General features: G+C 31.3%; 16 protein-coding genes. 3 read left to right on the forward strand and 13 right to left on the reverse strand.

Going from position 1 to position 17992, the window contains the following annotated elements; genetic code table 11:
• Positions 1-53 precede the first annotated feature (53 nt).
• The 5 genes from ACUN26_RS28325 to ACUN26_RS28345 form a co-directional block, all read right to left on the reverse strand.
• Positions 54-2069 (reverse strand): class I tRNA ligase family protein, encoded by a 2016-nt coding sequence (locus ACUN26_RS28325; RefSeq protein ID WP_000546773.1) that lies wholly within the window; start codon positions 2067-2069, stop codon positions 54-56.
• A 16-nt stretch (positions 2070-2085) separates the two neighbouring features.
• Entirely contained in the window at positions 2086-3375 is a 1290-nt protein-coding gene (locus ACUN26_RS28330; protein ID WP_001060353.1) for a lysine N(6)-hydroxylase/L-ornithine N(5)-oxygenase family protein, read from the reverse strand.
• A gap of 104 nt (positions 3376-3479) precedes the next feature.
• Positions 3480-4388: an arginase gene (gene rocF, locus ACUN26_RS28335; RefSeq protein WP_001036989.1), complete on the reverse strand. Its 909-nt coding sequence runs from the start codon at positions 4386-4388 to the stop codon at positions 3480-3482.
• A gap of 140 nt (positions 4389-4528) precedes the next feature.
• Positions 4529-5803, reverse strand: coding sequence for an ATP-grasp domain-containing protein (locus tag ACUN26_RS28340; RefSeq protein ID WP_000791267.1), 1275 nt, complete (start codon positions 5801-5803; stop codon positions 4529-4531).
• Between the two features lie 408 nt (positions 5804-6211).
• Complete coding sequence (locus tag ACUN26_RS28345; RefSeq protein ID WP_000800965.1) at positions 6212-6547, reverse strand: cupin domain-containing protein; 336 nt, start codon at positions 6545-6547, stop codon at positions 6212-6214.
• 807 nt (positions 6548-7354) lie between these two features.
• Between ACUN26_RS28345 and ACUN26_RS28350 the strand changes: the two genes are divergently transcribed.
• Positions 7355-7939, forward strand: coding sequence for an SCO family protein (locus tag ACUN26_RS28350; RefSeq protein ID WP_000738663.1), 585 nt, complete (start codon positions 7355-7357; stop codon positions 7937-7939).
• Positions 7940-8294: 355 nt separating this feature from the next.
• On the opposite strand, the gene hfq is transcribed toward ACUN26_RS28350, so the two are convergent.
• From hfq to ACUN26_RS28385, 7 genes are all read right to left on the reverse strand, one after another.
• Positions 8295-8528 carry an RNA chaperone Hfq gene (gene hfq, locus ACUN26_RS28355; RefSeq protein WP_000448509.1) on the reverse strand — a complete coding sequence of 78 codons (234 nt, stop codon included), beginning with the start codon at positions 8526-8528 and terminating at the stop codon, positions 8295-8297.
• 21 nt (positions 8529-8549) lie between these two features.
• Positions 8550-8750 (reverse strand): hypothetical protein, encoded by a 201-nt coding sequence (locus tag ACUN26_RS28360; protein ID WP_000381150.1) that lies wholly within the window; start codon positions 8748-8750, stop codon positions 8550-8552.
• A 455-nt stretch (positions 8751-9205) separates the two neighbouring features.
• Positions 9206-9901: an ABC transporter ATP-binding protein gene (locus tag ACUN26_RS28365; RefSeq protein WP_000217363.1), complete on the reverse strand. Its 696-nt coding sequence runs from the start codon at positions 9899-9901 to the stop codon at positions 9206-9208.
• Entirely contained in the window at positions 9898-10710 is an 813-nt protein-coding gene (locus ACUN26_RS28370; protein WP_000267183.1) for an ABC transporter permease, read from the reverse strand. The genes ACUN26_RS28365 and ACUN26_RS28370 overlap by 4 nt, the downstream gene beginning before the upstream one ends.
• An 81-nt stretch (positions 10711-10791) precedes the next feature.
• On the reverse strand, positions 10792-11298 hold the full coding sequence (locus ACUN26_RS28375) for a nitrous oxide reductase accessory protein NosL (RefSeq protein ID WP_001264234.1): 507 nt from the start codon (positions 11296-11298) through the stop codon (positions 10792-10794).
• Positions 11298-12575: a right-handed parallel beta-helix repeat-containing protein gene (locus tag ACUN26_RS28380; protein ID WP_000732095.1), complete on the reverse strand. Its 1278-nt coding sequence runs from the start codon at positions 12573-12575 to the stop codon at positions 11298-11300. The genes ACUN26_RS28375 and ACUN26_RS28380 overlap by 1 nt, the downstream gene beginning before the upstream one ends.
• A gap of 331 nt (positions 12576-12906) precedes the next feature.
• A complete protein-coding gene (locus ACUN26_RS28385; protein WP_225988031.1) occupies positions 12907-13176 on the reverse strand; it encodes an amino acid carrier protein in 270 nt (89 codons plus the stop codon).
• A gap of 329 nt (positions 13177-13505) precedes the next feature.
• Between ACUN26_RS28385 and ACUN26_RS28390 the strand changes: the two genes are divergently transcribed.
• Both ACUN26_RS28390 and ACUN26_RS28395 read left to right on the forward strand, forming a co-directional pair.
• Positions 13506-14441 carry a nucleoside hydrolase gene (locus ACUN26_RS28390; protein WP_000756794.1) on the forward strand — a complete coding sequence of 312 codons (936 nt, stop codon included), beginning with the start codon at positions 13506-13508 and terminating at the stop codon, positions 14439-14441.
• 426 nt (positions 14442-14867) lie between these two features.
• Positions 14868-16037: a hypothetical protein gene (locus ACUN26_RS28395; RefSeq protein ID WP_000022069.1), complete on the forward strand. Its 1170-nt coding sequence runs from the start codon at positions 14868-14870 to the stop codon at positions 16035-16037.
• A gap of 225 nt (positions 16038-16262) precedes the next feature.
• On the opposite strand, the gene ACUN26_RS28400 is transcribed toward ACUN26_RS28395, so the two are convergent.
• Positions 16263-17912, reverse strand: a complete 1650-nt coding sequence (locus ACUN26_RS28400; protein ID WP_002093862.1) for a M4 family metallopeptidase — start codon at positions 17910-17912, stop codon at positions 16263-16265.
• Positions 17913-17992: the final 80 nt, after the last annotated feature.

Here is a 17992-nt window from a genome sequence, read left to right on the forward strand (position 1 = left end):
TATATTTTTTTTATTAGGAAATATGAGGAGGTAAGTACTACCTCCTCATATTATCAAATATTCTGAAGATAAAAACTGTCGTTTGTTTTTGAAAAATAATTCTCTTGAAGATCCACTTTCTGTCCAGCAGGCAAAAAGCTTACTTCCTCATCCAACTGCATGTCAACATTAAATCCCAAATCCCCCCATAGCATTTTACCAAATGTAGGCATAATTGGGCTAGAAAATAATGCTAAAATTTTTGCAGTATATAATTCTAGCGCAATAGCAGTATTTCTTCTTTGTTGATTATTCTTTAATACCGTTAAAAATTCTTCTCCTGCCGAGAATTTTTTAGCAATTCTCACTAATTCGTTTAATAATCTAACTACCTTTTGCGGTGAAAATGTATTTGGTTCATATGCATTCATAATTTCATTCATAATTCGATTTACATGTTGATAATACATTAAATAATTACCTGATAGTGTCTCTAATTCTGGAGCACCATTTGCAAACTCTGCTTCTAACTTGCATTTTAAATCATGTAACCATGATTCCCATTCTTGGTTTAAATTCGTATCTACAATATGATTAAATTCTTCCATAGTGAAGTTTGTTTCAACTGTTTCCGGTCTACTATAAGATAAATAATACCTTACAACATCATGTGAAGCATTTTCTAATAATTCTTTGCCCCATACAGCATGTCCCCTGCTTGTTGAAAACTTAAGCCCCTCTAGTTGATAAAATTCATTTGTTATCATTGTTTTAGGAAGATTTATATCTTCACTATATGCTAGCCAAATAGCCGGGAAAAGCACTGAATGGAAATAACCATTATCATATCCAAAGAAATTAATGATAGTTGTATCTTGATTATTCCAAAAATCTCTTAACGTATACGAAAGGTTTTTATCCTGAATTAATTCGTTTGTCGCAGATAAATATCCAGGTGCCATTTCAAACCATACATATATAGTTTGATTTTCATATCCTTCTACCGGAACTGGAATTCCCCAATCAGATACATGTGAAATAGGAATATCAGGCAAATCCTCATCTAGCATTCTCTCACATAATGCCGTTAGATGTGGCCCTATTTTTAATTCTTTGTAGTACTGTTTTAATTGTGTTTTATAATTACTTAATGGGAAAAATAGTTGTTTAATTTTAGACTTCTCTGGTTCGCTGCCACAACATTTACAAGTTGGGTTTAATAAATCTATACATAAATTAGGTCTACCACATTTTTCACAAGCGTTGCCATCTGATAATTCATCACAATGTGGACAATTACCTCTCACATAAGCTTCATAAAGGTGCTTATCGCATTGCTTACAGAATAGAATGTCGACTTCTTTTTCTACTAATTTACCTTCATTCCAAAGTTTTTCAAAAAACTCTTTGACAAACTCAATATGGAATGTTGAAAAATGAGGTTTTACAAAAATATCCGGATTAATTTCTGCTAGTCTTAATGTTTTTTCAATTTCATTAGCAAAATGATCTGCCGTTTCTCTAGGAGATTTTTCTAATTGTCCCGCCTTAAACGGTACATAGCTTTGATGATCATCCGCCCCACTCATATACAAGACTTCATTTCCTTTAAGTTTTAAATATCTAGTTAAAATGTCAGCTCCTGTATATGGACCAGATAGGTGCCCCACATGTAAATCACCATTAGGCGTTGGTGGTGTGGCCGTTATTAAATATTTCTTTTTACCTGAATCTAACTTCTTGCTATTTTTTTTACTAAAAGCATTTTCCCACCATATGGTGAAGAATATCAAATTTTCATCTGATGTATTTTTCAAACTATGTTCTTCAAATGGTGGAATGAAGATGGCGTCCCCTTGCGTAACAGGTTCTTCTTTTTTACCCACTTTAACTATTCCTTCACCCTTAAAGATAATAAAAGTTTCAACTTCATGATGTCCATGAATTTTAGAAATTTCTCCAGGTTCTATGATTCCCCACATTGCACCAAATGGTGAATCATACAATTTATTAGAATGCGGAAATAATCGTTGACACATAATATCATATTCATTTGTGAAAATCTGTGGATTTATCTTTTCAATATGCATCTTTAGACCCCCTATATTATGAAACCACGTTTTTAGTTTTTTCTTCTGTTAATGAATTATTTTCTTGTACGGTTTTTAAAATTTCATTTGACCGAATAGATAAATTAGATAATAAAGTGTCACTCAGTCCATGAGTGCTTTCATTTACACCCTGCAAATAAATACCAGGTTTAAATTTATCCGTTGTTTCTAAACGATAATTTCGGGAAACTTCACTATTATCTGAAATGTACGAGTTAAGATTTTTTAATAAAGGATGGTTCTTTTTACTTTCGTACCCAGTAGCAAGAATTACAGCATCAGCTTCAATAACAACTTCTGTATGTTTAACTATGTCTTTGTAATAAACAACCACTTTATCAGACAGTGTTTTTATCTCCGTTAATTCTAAAAATGGCTTTATTCTAAAACGATCTTCTCCATGAAATTTTTGGTTATATAAAGCTTTATTAATTTGGCTTATTAAACTTCCATCCGCAGCTGCATAATTAGTATCACTGTGGTGTTTTAATAAAGCATCTCGATTTTTTTCTGGTAAAGAATAAATAAAGTCAATCATATTAGCATCAAATATACGATTAACAAGCTTACTTTCATTTACAGCTTTATATGAGAAAGGTCTCATCGTTGCCGTAATATCTGATTTCGGATAATTATTGATTAGATGGAAAAATAATTCAGCTGAACTTTGTCCCGATCCTACAACTAAAAACTTATGAGCATCATTCTGTTCAAAGTTATTAATTTTGTTTTTAAATTGACTTGAATGAAATACTCTACTATTATTCATTTCAATATTTATTGGCGTTCTTGGTGTTCCACCCGTAGCCAAAACAATATTTTTAGTAATATAGCTCTCTAATTGATTAGTTTTTGTATTTTGCACAATAACTTCTAATAATTCGACAGAATCTTCAGACACAATAGGGTCTACTGAAATTACTGTTCGACTATAATAAACGTGATCTTCTAATTGAGAAGCAACCCAAGACATATAATCATTGTATTCAAGTCGTGACGGATAAAACTCTGAGAGATTAATAAAATCGCTTAGTCTTTCATTTTCATGTAGATAATTTAAGAAGGAGAATTTACTTTTAGGATTTTTTAGAGTTACAAGGTCTTTCAAAAATGAAATTTGAATATTTGTATTATCTAAAAGCATCCCCGGATGCCATTGATAGTGCGTTTTTTCTTCTAGAAAAATTCTTTCCATTGAATTATTTTCTTCTTCAATAGCAGTTGCTAAAGCTAGGTTCGCTGGCCCAAATCCAATTCCAATAACGTCATAGATTTTATTATTCATTTGACTCGTCCTTTTCGTTTTTTTTAAATTCTCGTATATAATTTTATTTTTTATATTTTTTTTATAGTTTTTTTATATTTTTAAAAATAATTCCAGGAAAAGTTTTATTTAGACATAGTAACTTTCTTACTTAAAAGTTCAGTGATAAGTTCAATTGTTGTGTTGACAGTAATATTATCCTTGTCTAATATAGGGTTTATTTCCGTGAACTCTGCAGCTACTAAGTTTGTATTATTTCTTAGCATATCAATTGCCTCTTTTGTATCATCTAAACTTAAACCATGTGGAACTGCCAATCCTCCTCCAGGAGCAAATTCAGGATCTAATGCATCTAAATCAAATGTTAGATGAACTGCATCTGTATTATTATTGAGAATCTTAATTGCCTTTTCCATAATACTTTTTATTCCTTGTTTTCTCACATCTTCTGCTGTAAAAATTGTTACTCCTAAATTTTTGAGAAACTCTTCTTCCCCCGGGTCTAAATCACGAATTCCTATTTGTACGATATTCTTTGGATCAATTTTAGTTTCTTTCTCTAGAAAATCTTTAAATTTTTCGTTACCGTATCCTAAGAGAATTGCTAAAGACATCCCATGAATATTACCAGAAATCGATGTTTCAAATGTATTTGCATCCCCATGAGCATCAAACCAGATTACTCCCAATCGTGGTATTTTTCTAAGAATTCCAGTAACAGTACCAATTGCAATACTATGATCTCCTCCTAAAACTAATGGGAAATGCCCTTTTTCCAATTCGTTCTCAACTGTCGAAGCAATATTTTTACATATATCAATTACTTCATTTGAATACTCTTGTTTGACAATTCCATAATTTTCATTATTGGTTGAAGGAAGAGAAATGTCTCCTAGATCAACAAAATCAATTCCGATTTCAGTTAATTGTTTCGACATACCGCCATATCTTACAACATATGGTCCAAGGTCAACCCCTCCTATACTAGCTCCGAAGTAAGTAGGTGCTCCCAAAATAGATACTTTTTTATTCATAGTATTTTCCACTCCATTTCCATAATACACATTTGATTACTCGGTTTTAAATTGATACTATTAAATACTTTATCGATAAATCTAGCGGTTATATTCCTCATTTAAAACAAGGAATATAACAACCAGATTTACTTAAGTTTTTATGCATGAACCGGAATTTCTAATTCTATATCTAATTGATTATCTAGTACTCTAGCTCTTTGGCGCAATTTTTCTACATCAGATTTATCATTATATGGCGCTCTTAATGAAAGTAAGCCCGTTATATCAAATCCTTTTGGAGCATGATATACTTCAGATCCTACTTTTGCTACAGGATAGTAAGCTTTATACTCTGGCTGTTCAGCAACAATTCCCAATTCATTTTTCTTTATAATTCCAGATCTATATACAAATTTAATACAAGTACAAGATTTTGGTGTTGTAGATCTAGTTAAGAAGAATTCCATAATATCCCCTTTACAATCTAATAAACCAAGAATATTAACGGCTACTAAATCAATTCCATGTACATCACGTATATTACGATAAACATGCCCGCCACTGATTCTAGTACTAAATTCTACAACTTTAAAATTCCCTTGCGTATCTCGGCGTAGTTCTACATTAAATAAACTGTTTTCAATAGCTAATTTTCCACATATTTCTTTAGCAATATTAACAACTATGTCTTCATCTACACCAACATACGGTAAAGTGTATTCATCTTCCTCGAAATATGGGCCCATCATTTTATTTTTATTGTGAATTCCACCAAGGTAAAATTCTCCATTTAAAATGACTCCATCAACTGTAATTTCTTCACCAGTCAGAAATTCTTCTACTAATGCCACACATTGTTGTGTTTGGTTAAAGTAGAATCCTTTATTTGTTTTAGAAAGATTAATAATTTTTTCTAATGAATTATTCAATTCTTCTAAATTGTTAACTAAATATACAGATTCACTGCTAGCGGCCATAGTAGGCTTAATAATTACAGGGAAAGGAATATTTTCTATTTCTTTCTCTGCATCCTCTATAGAATTAACTTTTGCAAATTTAGGACTAGCAATAGAATTCTTTAACATAAATTCTCTCTGCTTTGATTTATCACGAGATGTCGTAGCAGCTTCAACAGATAATGCTTTATTCCCAAAGCGTTCATTAATTTTAGCAGTTAAGACAATATCAGTTTCTTGCCAAGTGACAAAAAAGCTAATTCCTATATCTTTTCCTTTTGTAAAAATATAATTTTCAGCATCTATTTCAGAAGCCTCTTCAAGTACAATTACTTCTTTAAAGCGCGCATCCATTGTTTTACTTGGTACACTCGTAAACAAGTAAAGTTCATCAGATATTCTTCCTGCAGTTTCAATATGATCACCATGAATGCTATAACCTTTTCTCATGATGATTCCAATTTTTTTATTTTTCATATGTAATCTCCTTTTCTTCTCTGTATATCTTGATATCACGTTGTAATCGTATACTAAAACTTTTAATTGTTCAATAGATTAGAAATATTTAGAAATATTTTCCCGTAAATATATTTTTATGTAAAAAAATACTAAAAATTCCCAAATCAAAAGTCATACAACTAGATATTTTTACTTAAGAAAAACAAACAAGAATTCATTAAAACGCCGTAAAGTTTACCTTTTTTAAACATTAATTTACTATTTTTAACATTTATGTTTTTTTCTACTGATTATTATTTATTGAAAAAATTTATTTTTCTTTAATGGAATTACATACTTGCCTATAATTAGTTGTTGTCTAATTTAAACAAACTTGATAAAAAGATATTTATTTTTACCTTTCTTATTATCCAATTATCGTTGTAATTAAAAATCTTTTTCGCAAGAGTATTCAGCAGGTGCAAAGAAAACTAGTACCGTGAGATCTTCTTCAATAGTATGAAATCTATGTTTCATGTTAGCCTTTACATAAATAATAGAACCAGGTTCCACAAAAATATTTTCACTCTCTACTTCAAGTTGTGCTCTGCCATTGATAATATAATATACTTCATCTTCTGTATGTGGTTGTTGCATATCTAAAGATCCTGCTTTCAATTCATAAATTCCCATACTTAGATCTGTTTCATGCAAAAATTCATAATAATTTTTGTCTATATTTCTTTTTTCTCTTAAAATCTGTGTAAGTTGATAATTTTTCATTTGCTATCCTCCTAATGTTATAAAATTCTAGAATCAATTAACTTATTTAACTTAATAAAAGGAATATATCAGGCATAATCTAAATTCCTTTACATGTGTCTAAAGAATTAATTAAAGATATATGAACTGACAGCATAACAAAAAGAGATAGAAATAGTCCTATCTCTTTTCTACATAAAGGCCATGCTTAAAGATTATCCTTTCATTTCAAATTTAATTTTAATAGGGGAAATCTTAATATTCAATCTCTAAAATATTTTCTCAATATGTATAATTTAATCTTTAATTTATACTATAGTTAACTCTATTTTTAACACGTTATCCAAATATATGGTGTTTTCTCACTCTTATGAAGGATATTAATTCAAGGATCACACCGAGATTAATTTATTACTATAATTGTAAATAAGTTCTAGAATGAACTATCTATTTTTCCTTACATATAATACTTCTTATCAAAGATTGCGCTTTGTATAACAAAGTACTAGATAATATCTTCTTGTTTTAATTTACCTTTAACCTTTTATTATAATCCGTAAAATAAAGAAGCAATGTATGTACTAATAACATACCTAACAATCTTAATTATAAGCATTCTTGTGAACTATAAACATCAAAGAGGAAGCTATATGCATAGTAGTAGTAGTAGTATAAATACCCTGAAACAAGGGGATTCATTCGGTTTTGTTAAGATTAATTCGGCGGCTATTAAAAATAAAAATTAACCAAAGTAAATACTACCGAGTATTGGGTAGTTCATATAACCATTCCGTAAAATCTATAGAAATTGAAAGGAGATAAATACATATGAAAAAAATGAATTTCATTAGATCACTTATACTTATATTCATAGTTATAGCTCTAGGAGCATGCAAAGATGAAAAACTCAACAATTCACTTGATTGGGATGTGCAGAAGTTCTCATTTACAGATCAAAATGGGAAGCAATTTGGATCAGCTGAGTTACAAGATAAAATTTGGGTAGCTGATTTCTTCTTTACAAGTTGCCAAACAGTTTGTCCACCTATGACAGCCAATATGGCAAAACTCCAGAGAATGTTGAATACGGACGGGATTAAAGATGTAGAATTTGTATCATTTAGTGTAGATCCTGAAGTAGACACACCAGAAAAAATAACAGAATTTATGAAGGCCTATGAAATGGATGGAAGTAGGACTCATTTCCTCACGGGATATAAAAGAACAGATATTGAAAAGTTTGCTAAAGAAAACTTCCAATCACTTGTAACTAAACCAGAAAATGATACACAAGTTATACATGGTACAAGTTTTTATCTGATTGACAAAAATGGAAAAGTTCTAAAAAAATATTCAGGTGTCGAAAATACTCCTTATGACGAAATTGTTCAAGACATTAAAAAAATTCGATAAAAAAATTCTATTAATTCAATATGTAGAGGCAAGTGAAAGTTTATTTTCATTTTTTAAATATTTACAACAAAATTTGTAATTACTTTCTCAATATATACTCTTGTTGATTATGGCTTTAATTTTAAGAATCAGCAAGAATCTAAGCAAAATAAAAATATAATAGTTATCCTTTTTTTTACTCCTTGTGCTAAAGATAAGATCGTGTTCGCCGATCTTATCTTTTTACCTTACCTTGTATACTTTTGATACAAAAAAGAATCCTTATATAATAAGAATTCTGGAACTAAAAATTTTTAATAATTTAGGAGAATATTTGTTTGTAGACTACTTGCTGTCCGTGGGCTACTGTTTTATTTTAGAACCGAATCGTGGAGATTGCGTGTTTATATACAAGCTGTTGCTTCCCTTCAAATTCTATTAAAATAGAAAAAGTATCATATCCTCTTATTATTCCTATTATATGTGACCCTTTTAACAGAATTAACATGATATCCTTTCTCTTTTGAAACGCTTCTTGTAACAATTGTTCCTGCAAAAATAACCTGTTCTTACCTCTATCCTTTTGAAATGCTTGTAATTTCGTTTCCAACAAGTTCTACCCCTATTCTTCTCATACCGTTACTTTGTATTGTTCTAGTTCAGCTAGCAGTTGTTTTACACCCTCTGGACTCAGAGGCAGCTTTCCACCTGCCAGTTTTACATTCCTTGCAGATATTTCTCCCGTGATAGGACAAGTACCATGCGATGTATATTTTTGTAGAATAATCACATTTTCTTCTACAAAAATTTCTAGCGTATCTCTTGTATCCACTTATAAAGTTTTGTTTGTTTCTTTTGGTATCACAATTTGTCCAATATTATCTACTTTTCGTAAAATACCTGTTTCTTTCATAGGAATGCCCTCCTCTTTTACAAGTACAATATCTCACATTTCATGTGACCATTTTCAGTATTTTAAAACTATATTGTGACTTTCCCCATAAAGTTGCTGCTAAAAGAAGCATAACTTTACCGTGGATTTATTATTAACCCATAAGCTTGCCGTGAATGTTGAAATAAGACAAATGAAAATACCTATTATTAGCTTCAGGCATTACATCTTACTATTTCATTCATTAGAACTTATATTAGTCATTTAAAATAAGGATTGATTAACAATCCTGTTTTTGCATTTTTGTAATTTCAGGAGATAATTTGCTTAGTTTTCAAATGGTAAGTTGTACATAAAACAGCTACTGTAATGAAAGTAGCTGTTTTATGTACAATTTATCTTCTATGCATTTGTAATAACGTTATCGTTAAATTTTCTAAGTTCCTATCATTTTTTATTTCTTCTATGACTTTTCCTTCCTTCATAAAGATTATCCGATCACCAATTTCAGCAGCTACATCCATCATATGTGTGGAGAAAATGATCATGGTACCATCTCTTTTTAAAGTCTTTAATATAGTTAAAAACTCATCTACCCAATACGGATCCAGGCCGTTTGTTGGTTCGTCTAATATCAAAATTTTAGGGTTACCAAGATACGCCTGCCCAAATAATAGCCTCTGTCTCATCCCTTTAGATAGTCTATGTAATCGTTCATTTTTTTTCTCATTTAAGCCTATTGATTCAATAACTGCCTGTACTTTGTCTTTTCCTATATTTCGAAAAGCAGCATAAAAGAATAAAAATTCTTGAACTGTCATATCTTGCTGTGCATGAAAATCATCTGGCATATAACCTATGTCACTCAAATACTGTTTTCTATCTTTCTGTAACTCTATATTCCCTAATTGAACAGTACCAGTTGTCGGTGTTGTAATTCCAGCGATTATATCAAGGAGCGTACTTTTCCCAGCTCCATTCCCACCACATAATACGATACACTCTCCTTGTTTACTTTGAAGTGAGATTGGAGATAATGCTATTTTCTTTTTATATCTTTTACAAACTTCTTTGAGGTTTAATACTGTCATTTTTTTCTTCTCCTCTCCATTTGCCACCCCGCCATAAACAAGAACACAGTTGTGTAGATAATGCAGTATATTAGTAGAATCCAAATAACAGCTTTACTTTGAAAAATTATGACCAACTGATCATATACTTGCCCAAATATTGCTCCACCACCTAGTTGAATTACAAATATAATTCGAAGAAATTCTGCTGGGTTGCAAAACAATAATATTTTTATTAATGGTGCAATCATTGAATATGGAACAAAATTAAGAACACTAATTAAAGCCGTTGGCCACATCATAATAAGAAAGAACCAAACTACGATACTTATGGCTAAAGCTTGCCATCTTGTTATAGAAAAAGAACCGATTGTTATTCCCAGTAATAAAAATAAAAAAATTAATAAAACAGAGAAGATATACGTTGCTACCACCCAAAACATATCAAAATTACTACCGTTTACTAAACCAATTATTATACTTACTCCAAAACTTATTGAAAAAATAGCTGTTTGCCCTATAAATTGGCCAATAGTTTTACCTATTACATATGAGGTACTCTTTAAAGGATACGTACATAAAAGTCTCCATTTCCCATTTTCCACCTCACCTGCAATAGAGAATGCTCCTATAATTAACATAAGTAAAGGTACAATATATAAAATAAGATTTACCATTGTCCCCGTTACATTAGTATAGCCTGCTAAAGCCGGGGTATTTCTTTCCATAACAAATATTAAAGAAAATATAGTTATCCAAAGAAACAAAAACATGTATGCAAGTTTACCCCTTACTGCACTACGCCATTCTGAATGTAATATATTCCACATAGCTATTCACCTCTCTAATGAAAAAGACAACCATAGTTGGCTGTCTTTTTCTCACTAATTTTTCATAGTATTAATCACTTATTAGTGAGAATGTCCACTACCATGATCTTTCTTTTCTTTTCCCATCATCTCTTTATTCATTTCCCATTTATGTTCTGCTAGTTCTTTAGAAGAAAGGATTTTCCCAGTATGTTTTTCTACAAAGCTGTCCGCATCTTTCTTTTCTTTAAAAGAAATTACATTATAAGCCATTGGTGTCTTAATTGATTTATCATATACATATGTAGCTTTATCCACTGCAACCCAATCTTTTGTAGTGTAATCTCTTACAAATTTCTCTTGTGTTTTTTCATTTTTATGTTCATCCATCCACTTATACATACAACCAATATCATCAAACTTTAGAGCTTTTCCATTTTCTAAAATAACCTCAGTTGCAAATTGATTATCCATTACTGCCATATTACACACATCACACTTATCATTTTTTTCATTAATAGCAACTGGTTTAGTTTCTTTCTTACCGCACCCTACTACGGCGAATACCATACATAAACAAATAGTAAATAACATATACTTAACTCTCATCAATTTTTCCTCCCTAAAATGAACAATATACTTCCCATTAGTAACAAACTTACACTTACAATCAAAATGTTATACTGAAACGCAACCTCCTCACCTTTTTGCGTAATACCTTTTGGTTCCATTCTAGATTCTTTGTCTACCAATAAAGATTGATCTGGAATTTTTATGAAACTTTGTAAAATACGCATCCCTGGTGATTGAAAGAACAACTGATATTCTGGAATATCTTGTGTTAACAAAAGAAAATAGGCATCTACTTTATATGGAATGTTACTAATACCTGAACCGTCTATATCTACTTTTAAAGAAGCATCCCAATAATTTTTATAGATATTATTTTCTCTGCTTTGTGTAGCTTGTGATTCATTAACATTCCCTATCATTACATTTTGAGTAAATTCATTTTCACGGGTATCTTTAAATTGTAATCCGATAAAATTATGAAAAATTGAATTACTCATAATAGTATTATGCTTTGCCTTTTCTACATAAATACCTACTCTATTATTAGCAATCTCATTTTGTAAAATGTTTGTTTTTATTGCATCATAAAGTAATATACCTTGTGCATGAACATTACTTTTATTGTCAATAAAGCGATTTCCTACTACAGATGTTTCCTTTGTTCCCATAATCATAGCACCCGTTTTATTTTCTTTTGATAAATTTTTTTCAACAACAGTTCTATCAGAATACATAAGATGAATGCCATAACGAGACTGCCAGATTGTATTTTCCCTTATTGTATTATTGTCGCTTTGTTCTAAATAAATACCATCACGGACATTTCGGATTTTGATATTCTCTATCAGATTACGATTAGATTTCCATAAATCAATTCCATTAGCCCGTTTTTGTCCAACGATTGTACTGTTCTCAACTTTTATATTCCTAGCATCTTCTAGCTTAATCCCCATGTATGATGCGTTAATTTCCAATCCATTGATATAGTGTTTATCTCCCGATACTAATATTGCTGGCTGATCTGTATTATCATTACATTGTTCTATTTTCAAATCTTTGAGGATAATGTTTTCCTTATTTATTGTAATGACAGGATCTTTACCACAAGAGATTATTTTAGTATTTTTATCTCCTTGTATTGTAATCGGTTTCAATATTTTGATTGTTTCATTATAAACTCTACTCTCTAATGTAATTGTTTCATAAGGGGAAGCCGCGTCAATTTTTGATTGTAATGTAGACTCCGCATAAATACTTACTCCTGGAAAACAAAAAACTAAAAATAACAGAAGAGGAGAACAAAGCTTTTTCATATACAGTTCCCTTCTCTCAAAGCTATTAGCTATCACTATAGATGAGAATATCAATAATTTGTGTGAAATTTGTGAAAAATAAACGTAGTTTTTGTGATACATATAAAATTATATAAGAGTGACGTGGTTTGCGTTTACCCACCCACACACAAGAAGTGCATAATATAAATAGGGGTACCACTCCATGCCCTTCAAGATTAGATTTTGAAGTACCCCAAAACAAAAATTTTATCTCGCCACAATTGTCTCGGAGAATTCAGTTCATTTTTTCGTTTTGGGGTATTCGCTTTTCTTGGTTTGATGGTGATAAAGTTGTACCCATAAATCTAAACTACTTATCACATCCGAAAATCCAAATAAAAGGAATAAAAAATACTAACACGTTTAACATTATTCCGATTTTTGCCCAAATATTTTTATTTTCTATATATGATAAAACAGCTAGGATACATCCAATCACACAAAGAAATGTTGTTGAAAAAATCGAAGCTCCAAATAATGAAGTTAATATGATTCTGTATTTAACATTAATAAGACATATCATTAATAAAATAGGTATTAAAATTGATATGCTTATATTTATACTACTTTTTTTCATCATAATATCCCTTTCTAAAATAGCATATGAAGAGAGCGCAAATCGAAGGTTCTTTATAAGGTTACGGCCAGCATTCCGGAAAAACCCCACAAGTGAAATAAGAAATAAAAAGTCAATTTTATTTCTACATAAACTAGATTTTTCTAAACAAACATGTCTATTATCACATGCTATTACTTTGATATAAACATTTAAATGAAGACGGAATATTCCAACAACAATCACCTTTAACAATTTTAAAAATATAAATCATAAATATATGGTCTTCTTACATATATAATATAGAGCTTGTCTTATTAAATATTTAGTTATGTAAGAAGGGAGAATTCCCCTTGAAAAAAGTATTATTATTTGGAGACCCTGGTATAGATGATTCTTTGGCAATAATATACGGTTTATTGCATCCTGAAATTGAAATTGTCGGAATTGTTACAAGTTACGGAAATGTTACAAAAGAACAAACGACTCGAAATGCTGTTTACTTATTACAATTAGCTGGAAGAACAGATATCCCTGTTATAAGTGGTGCCTCTTTACCATTTCTTAATGGTTTCACTGCTTATTATCCAGAAATACATGGTGCAGAAGGACTTGGACCTATCCAACCACCAGAAAGTGTAGCATCAATTCCTATTCATAATTTTAGTCTAATTCTGTCAATTGTTGAAAAATATAAGGAAGAATTAACAATCGTTGATGTAGGTAGATCCACTTCTCTTGCAATCGCTTTAAACCTTTGGAAAGAAACAATGCAAAGCATAAAAGAAATATACATAATGTCGGGGGTATTTCTTCAACCAGGAAACGTCTCACCTGTAGCTGAAGCAAATGCATATGGTGATCCAGTTTCAACCCGGTTTGTAATTAATCAATCTAAAAATTTAACAATAATTCCTTTAAACGTAACAAATGCAGCTATTTTACTTCCAAATGAAGCGGAATATATTGCAGAACACACTACTACCCCATTTAAATCATTAATTAAACCAATTTATGATTATTATTTTAATGCCTACAAAAAATTAAACCCTAGTATTAAAGGCGCTCCTTTACATGATGTTGTTGCGATGAGTGCAATTGTCAATCCAGATTTTCTTCAATACATGTACCGAAAAGTAGAGGTTGATTTAGAATCTTTAAGGGGACAGACTGTCGCAGATTTTCGACCAGGTGCAAAAACTGAGGGAGCTAGAATTGGATTGAAATTAAATCAAAAACAGTTTATTAAGAATTTCATGGAAATTATGATAGATAGAGGAACAAATTAGAAAGTGAATTTACCCATTCGTATGTAAACCAGTATGGCATAATAAATATTCTTTAAATAGCATACAATATACCTAAAAGGAGTACATATGCATTTTTTTGTAGGATTTTTAAAGTACATAGTACTTACAATTGGGTGGATTTTTTTATTAATGATGTAGTATGCTATATTCTTTTTGTAAAAACTCTACTATCTAATTCATACTATTAAAGAATCCTAAGAGACACAAGATGTGTCTCTTTTTTATGCAAAAATAATTGGCACCATTCCAAAAAAAGATATTACGGTTGAGCGGAATTTCAATCAATTTCTTGATATAAAGGAGAATAATTAATATTTACCGAAATCCTTTTACATGCTGAAAGTAAAAGGAAGTATACATCATTTGGTCTGAAAATTATTTAGTAATGCAAAGGAGCGAGATTAAATGAGTATACATGAAGTTTTGATATCTAGAGCTAATACAGCTGTAGTAATGAAATCAGGAAATGATTCAACGGCTTTCATTGGAGGGAATCCTTTTAAAACAATTAATGGCGCCATAACAGCAATTAATGCAATAAGTGCCACTGGAATAACGATTTTTGTGTTTCCTGGAATCTACGATGAGACAGTAGTCATTCCAAATGGAAATTCATTAAGAGGGATTAGCCTGTTAACTGTAACAATTCGTCAACAGAATGTAACCTCGAATACAACTGTGTTAACAATGGGTGAAAATACAAGAGTTGAAGATATTACTGTACTATTAACTTCAATTAATCATGTCAATTTAACAGGGGTTGCTTTTCCGGGTACCACATCATTAACAGCTAGATTACGAAACGCAGTTGTAACAGTAGATAATTCAACTGCATCAACAAGCGGAACTTCCAATGTTTATGGTATTCATTCTTTTGGAACAGGAACTCCGGATGAAAGTATAAGTACAGTAAGAGCTTCCACAATAACGACTAGATCAATTGGTCTTGGAAATAAAAGAACATTATTAGTTAACACGAATCCACATAACTTTCATTGTCGTGATATTAATTTAATTACTACTAGTTCAGGTGGATCTGGATCATATATTGGTGCAGAAGTTAATCGGGCTGGAGCACAATTAAGTTTACGTTTAGCATCTATTCAAGGTCCTACTGCGGATATATCTCAAACTGCCGGAACTTTGGTTTTAAGTTCAACAAATCTTCAAAACTCAAATGCTAACAATTTTGGTTTTTCTACAATTTCACAACCTACATTCCTTGTTTGGGCAGATCCTGGTAGTTTACCAAATAGTGCGACTCGTTTTTATCGACCTGGGACGGCTGCCGTTTCAACTACAGAAGCCTTTCTACGATTAGGCCAAAAAGCCGTAATAAAATCTTTAGCAATTCAGGCCTTAACTGGACCTGGAGGTACAAACACGGTCACTTTGACAATTCGAAAAAATGGTGTAGATACACCTCTTACTGTTTCACTAACTGGTACTCAAACTTCCAATATAAATAATGATATTTCGGTGACATTTCTAGCAGGTGATCGTATTTCACTAAAAGTAACGACAGGAGGTGCAAATGCTACAACAGATACTGTAGCTCAAGTTGAAATTTTTTAATATACACGGTCACTTAGCGTACAAGGACACGTAGAAGAAACATTGTTGTTGCAAAATTGTATTCTTCTTATCTTAAACAGAAGAAGAAAAGCGTGAACAATATATTTATCGAGTTATGAGGTTTACATTCTCATTTAATGAATGTTTATAAAGTCATAGCGAAAATCATTCCTGATTACGCAGTAAAAAAAGACCTGAAGTTATATATCAGGTCCTTTTCAGGTCTTACTCTATACCAACTGCATCATAAGCTTTCGCTACAGCTTGTACTTCTTTTGAATTTTTACCATATAAATCTTCTGCGGCTTGAAGTGCAGCTTGGCGCATCATTTTAAAATCAGATTTTGCCGTTAAATATTTTGTAAGAGCACGATAGTAAATTTTTTCTGTAGCTTCGCGGCCAACGCCATTTACTTCCACACCGTAATGCCAGCCACCTTCCGACAATAAATATGCTGCTTTATTATTGATACTACTGTTAATATGAACACCGCCATTATCATATGGTCCAGGATAATATTTTCTATAATGATCTGGATAACCTTGAGTGGGTTCTAATGGATTGGGAATAGATGCAGGATGACTTAAGGATCGCATCGCATCCCCTGCTATATCTGGTGTATAAATATCTTCCCCCGCCTCCCAATCATCACGGTCTACCATCGCACCGAAAATATCCGAAAATGACTCATTTAATGCACCAGACTCATCTTGATACTCTAAATTTGCTGTATGCTCTGTTACAGCATGTGTTAACTCATGGGCAACTACATCTAAGCTCGCTGAAAATGGAATAAACAGTTTTCCATCACCATCACCATACGCCATATACACACCGTTCCAACTAGCGTTATTCCAGTTTTCTCCTACGTGAACAACAGAACGTAACTTCGCTCCTTTGTTATCATAGGAATTACGATTAAATGTTTTCTTATAATAGTCATATACTTTTTCTGCATTTGCATGTGCATCAACACCTGCTTTATCTTCAAAGAACTTGGATTTACTTTCAATTTCATAACCTGTATATCCCAGTCCTTTTGATGTTGAATCATAGGATTGTTTCAACAAATTTCTCCAATCAAACGTATAAACACCGTTTCCACGTTTACCATCAAATAAATGGAATGCACCTGTTTTTTCATTTTGAACAATTTCAAATGATTGTCTATTTCCTAAAACACCATATCCAAAACCAGTAATATGATCGACCGCATTATATTTATTGATCACATTGCCATTTGTTGCATCAATAAAATAATGCCAGTAGCCTGGTGCTGGTTTTGAAACAGAGGCTTTTACCAGATAGGAAAGATAATATTGTCCATCTCTTTCATAAACGTATAAATCTTTCTTCATACCATCATAGTTATCTACTTTTCCAATCTCTTTCTCAATACCAGCTTTTGCAATATTTACAGCATCATCTTCTGAAATGCTTGCAGTTGATGGGATATTTTTATTTTCTAAATTCGGTATAACTTGTCCAAAAAATGCTTTCACATTATTATTTTTATCAAGTGCTACTGTTTGATCAGATCCATATACAGGAACACCATTATATTTTTCAATAAGCTTCACATGCGTTGTTTCTGCTTCTGTGTCTTTTTCTTCTTTAACGATTTCAAAATGTTTCTCCATATTTCCTGCTAATTTAAACATGTCTTTTTTACTCTTTAAATACTCGAACACAGTCTCTTTTTTATCTAGTCCTTCTGGTGCTTTCCACTCTTCCCCAATATAAGATGGTGTTTGAAATTCTTGGTTGTATTGAATCTTTTGCTCTGCTGCATATGTACGTGACGTTCCTAATGTCGCAAATGCACCTAAAGCCATAGATACAGCTAATGTTGAAGATAAAATCACCTTTTTCAAAATACCACTTCCCATCCCATTTTTTAACACTTTTACACAATTCTAGATATAATAGTAAATCGCCTCCTGTTTGAAATTAT

The sequence above is a fragment of the Bacillus sp. WC2503 genome, assembly GCF_052682895.1.

What these genes read in the sequence shown, in the direction of transcription:
- ACUN26_RS28395 (WP_000022069.1), top strand. Translation starts at nt 14,868, where the DNA reads ATGAGTATACATGAAGTTTTGATATCTAGAGCTAATACAGCTGTAGTA.
- ACUN26_RS28385 (WP_225988031.1), bottom strand. Translation starts at nt 13,176, where the DNA reads ATGATGAAAAAAAGTAGTATAAATATAAGCATATCAATTTTAATACCT.
- ACUN26_RS28380 (WP_000732095.1), bottom strand. Translation starts at nt 12,575, where the DNA reads ATGAAAAAGCTTTGTTCTCCTCTTCTGTTATTTTTAGTTTTTTGTTTT.
- rocF (WP_001036989.1), bottom strand. Translation starts at nt 4,388, where the DNA reads ATGAATAAAAAAGTATCTATTTTGGGAGCACCTACTTACTTCGGAGCT.
- ACUN26_RS28330 (WP_001060353.1), bottom strand. Translation starts at nt 3,375, where the DNA reads ATGAATAATAAAATCTATGACGTTATTGGAATTGGATTTGGGCCAGCG.
- ACUN26_RS28340 (WP_000791267.1), bottom strand. Translation starts at nt 5,803, where the DNA reads ATGAAAAATAAAAAAATTGGAATCATCATGAGAAAAGGTTATAGCATT.
- ACUN26_RS28370 (WP_000267183.1), bottom strand. Translation starts at nt 10,710, where the DNA reads ATGTGGAATATATTACATTCAGAATGGCGTAGTGCAGTAAGGGGTAAA.
- ACUN26_RS28375 (WP_001264234.1), bottom strand. Translation starts at nt 11,298, where the DNA reads ATGAGAGTTAAGTATATGTTATTTACTATTTGTTTATGTATGGTATTC.
- ACUN26_RS28350 (WP_000738663.1), top strand. Translation starts at nt 7,355, where the DNA reads ATGAAAAAAATGAATTTCATTAGATCACTTATACTTATATTCATAGTT.
- ACUN26_RS28325 (WP_000546773.1), bottom strand. Translation starts at nt 2,069, where the DNA reads ATGCATATTGAAAAGATAAATCCACAGATTTTCACAAATGAATATGAT.
- ACUN26_RS28365 (WP_000217363.1), bottom strand. Translation starts at nt 9,901, where the DNA reads ATGACAGTATTAAACCTCAAAGAAGTTTGTAAAAGATATAAAAAGAAA.
- ACUN26_RS28345 (WP_000800965.1), bottom strand. Translation starts at nt 6,547, where the DNA reads ATGAAAAATTATCAACTTACACAGATTTTAAGAGAAAAAAGAAATATA.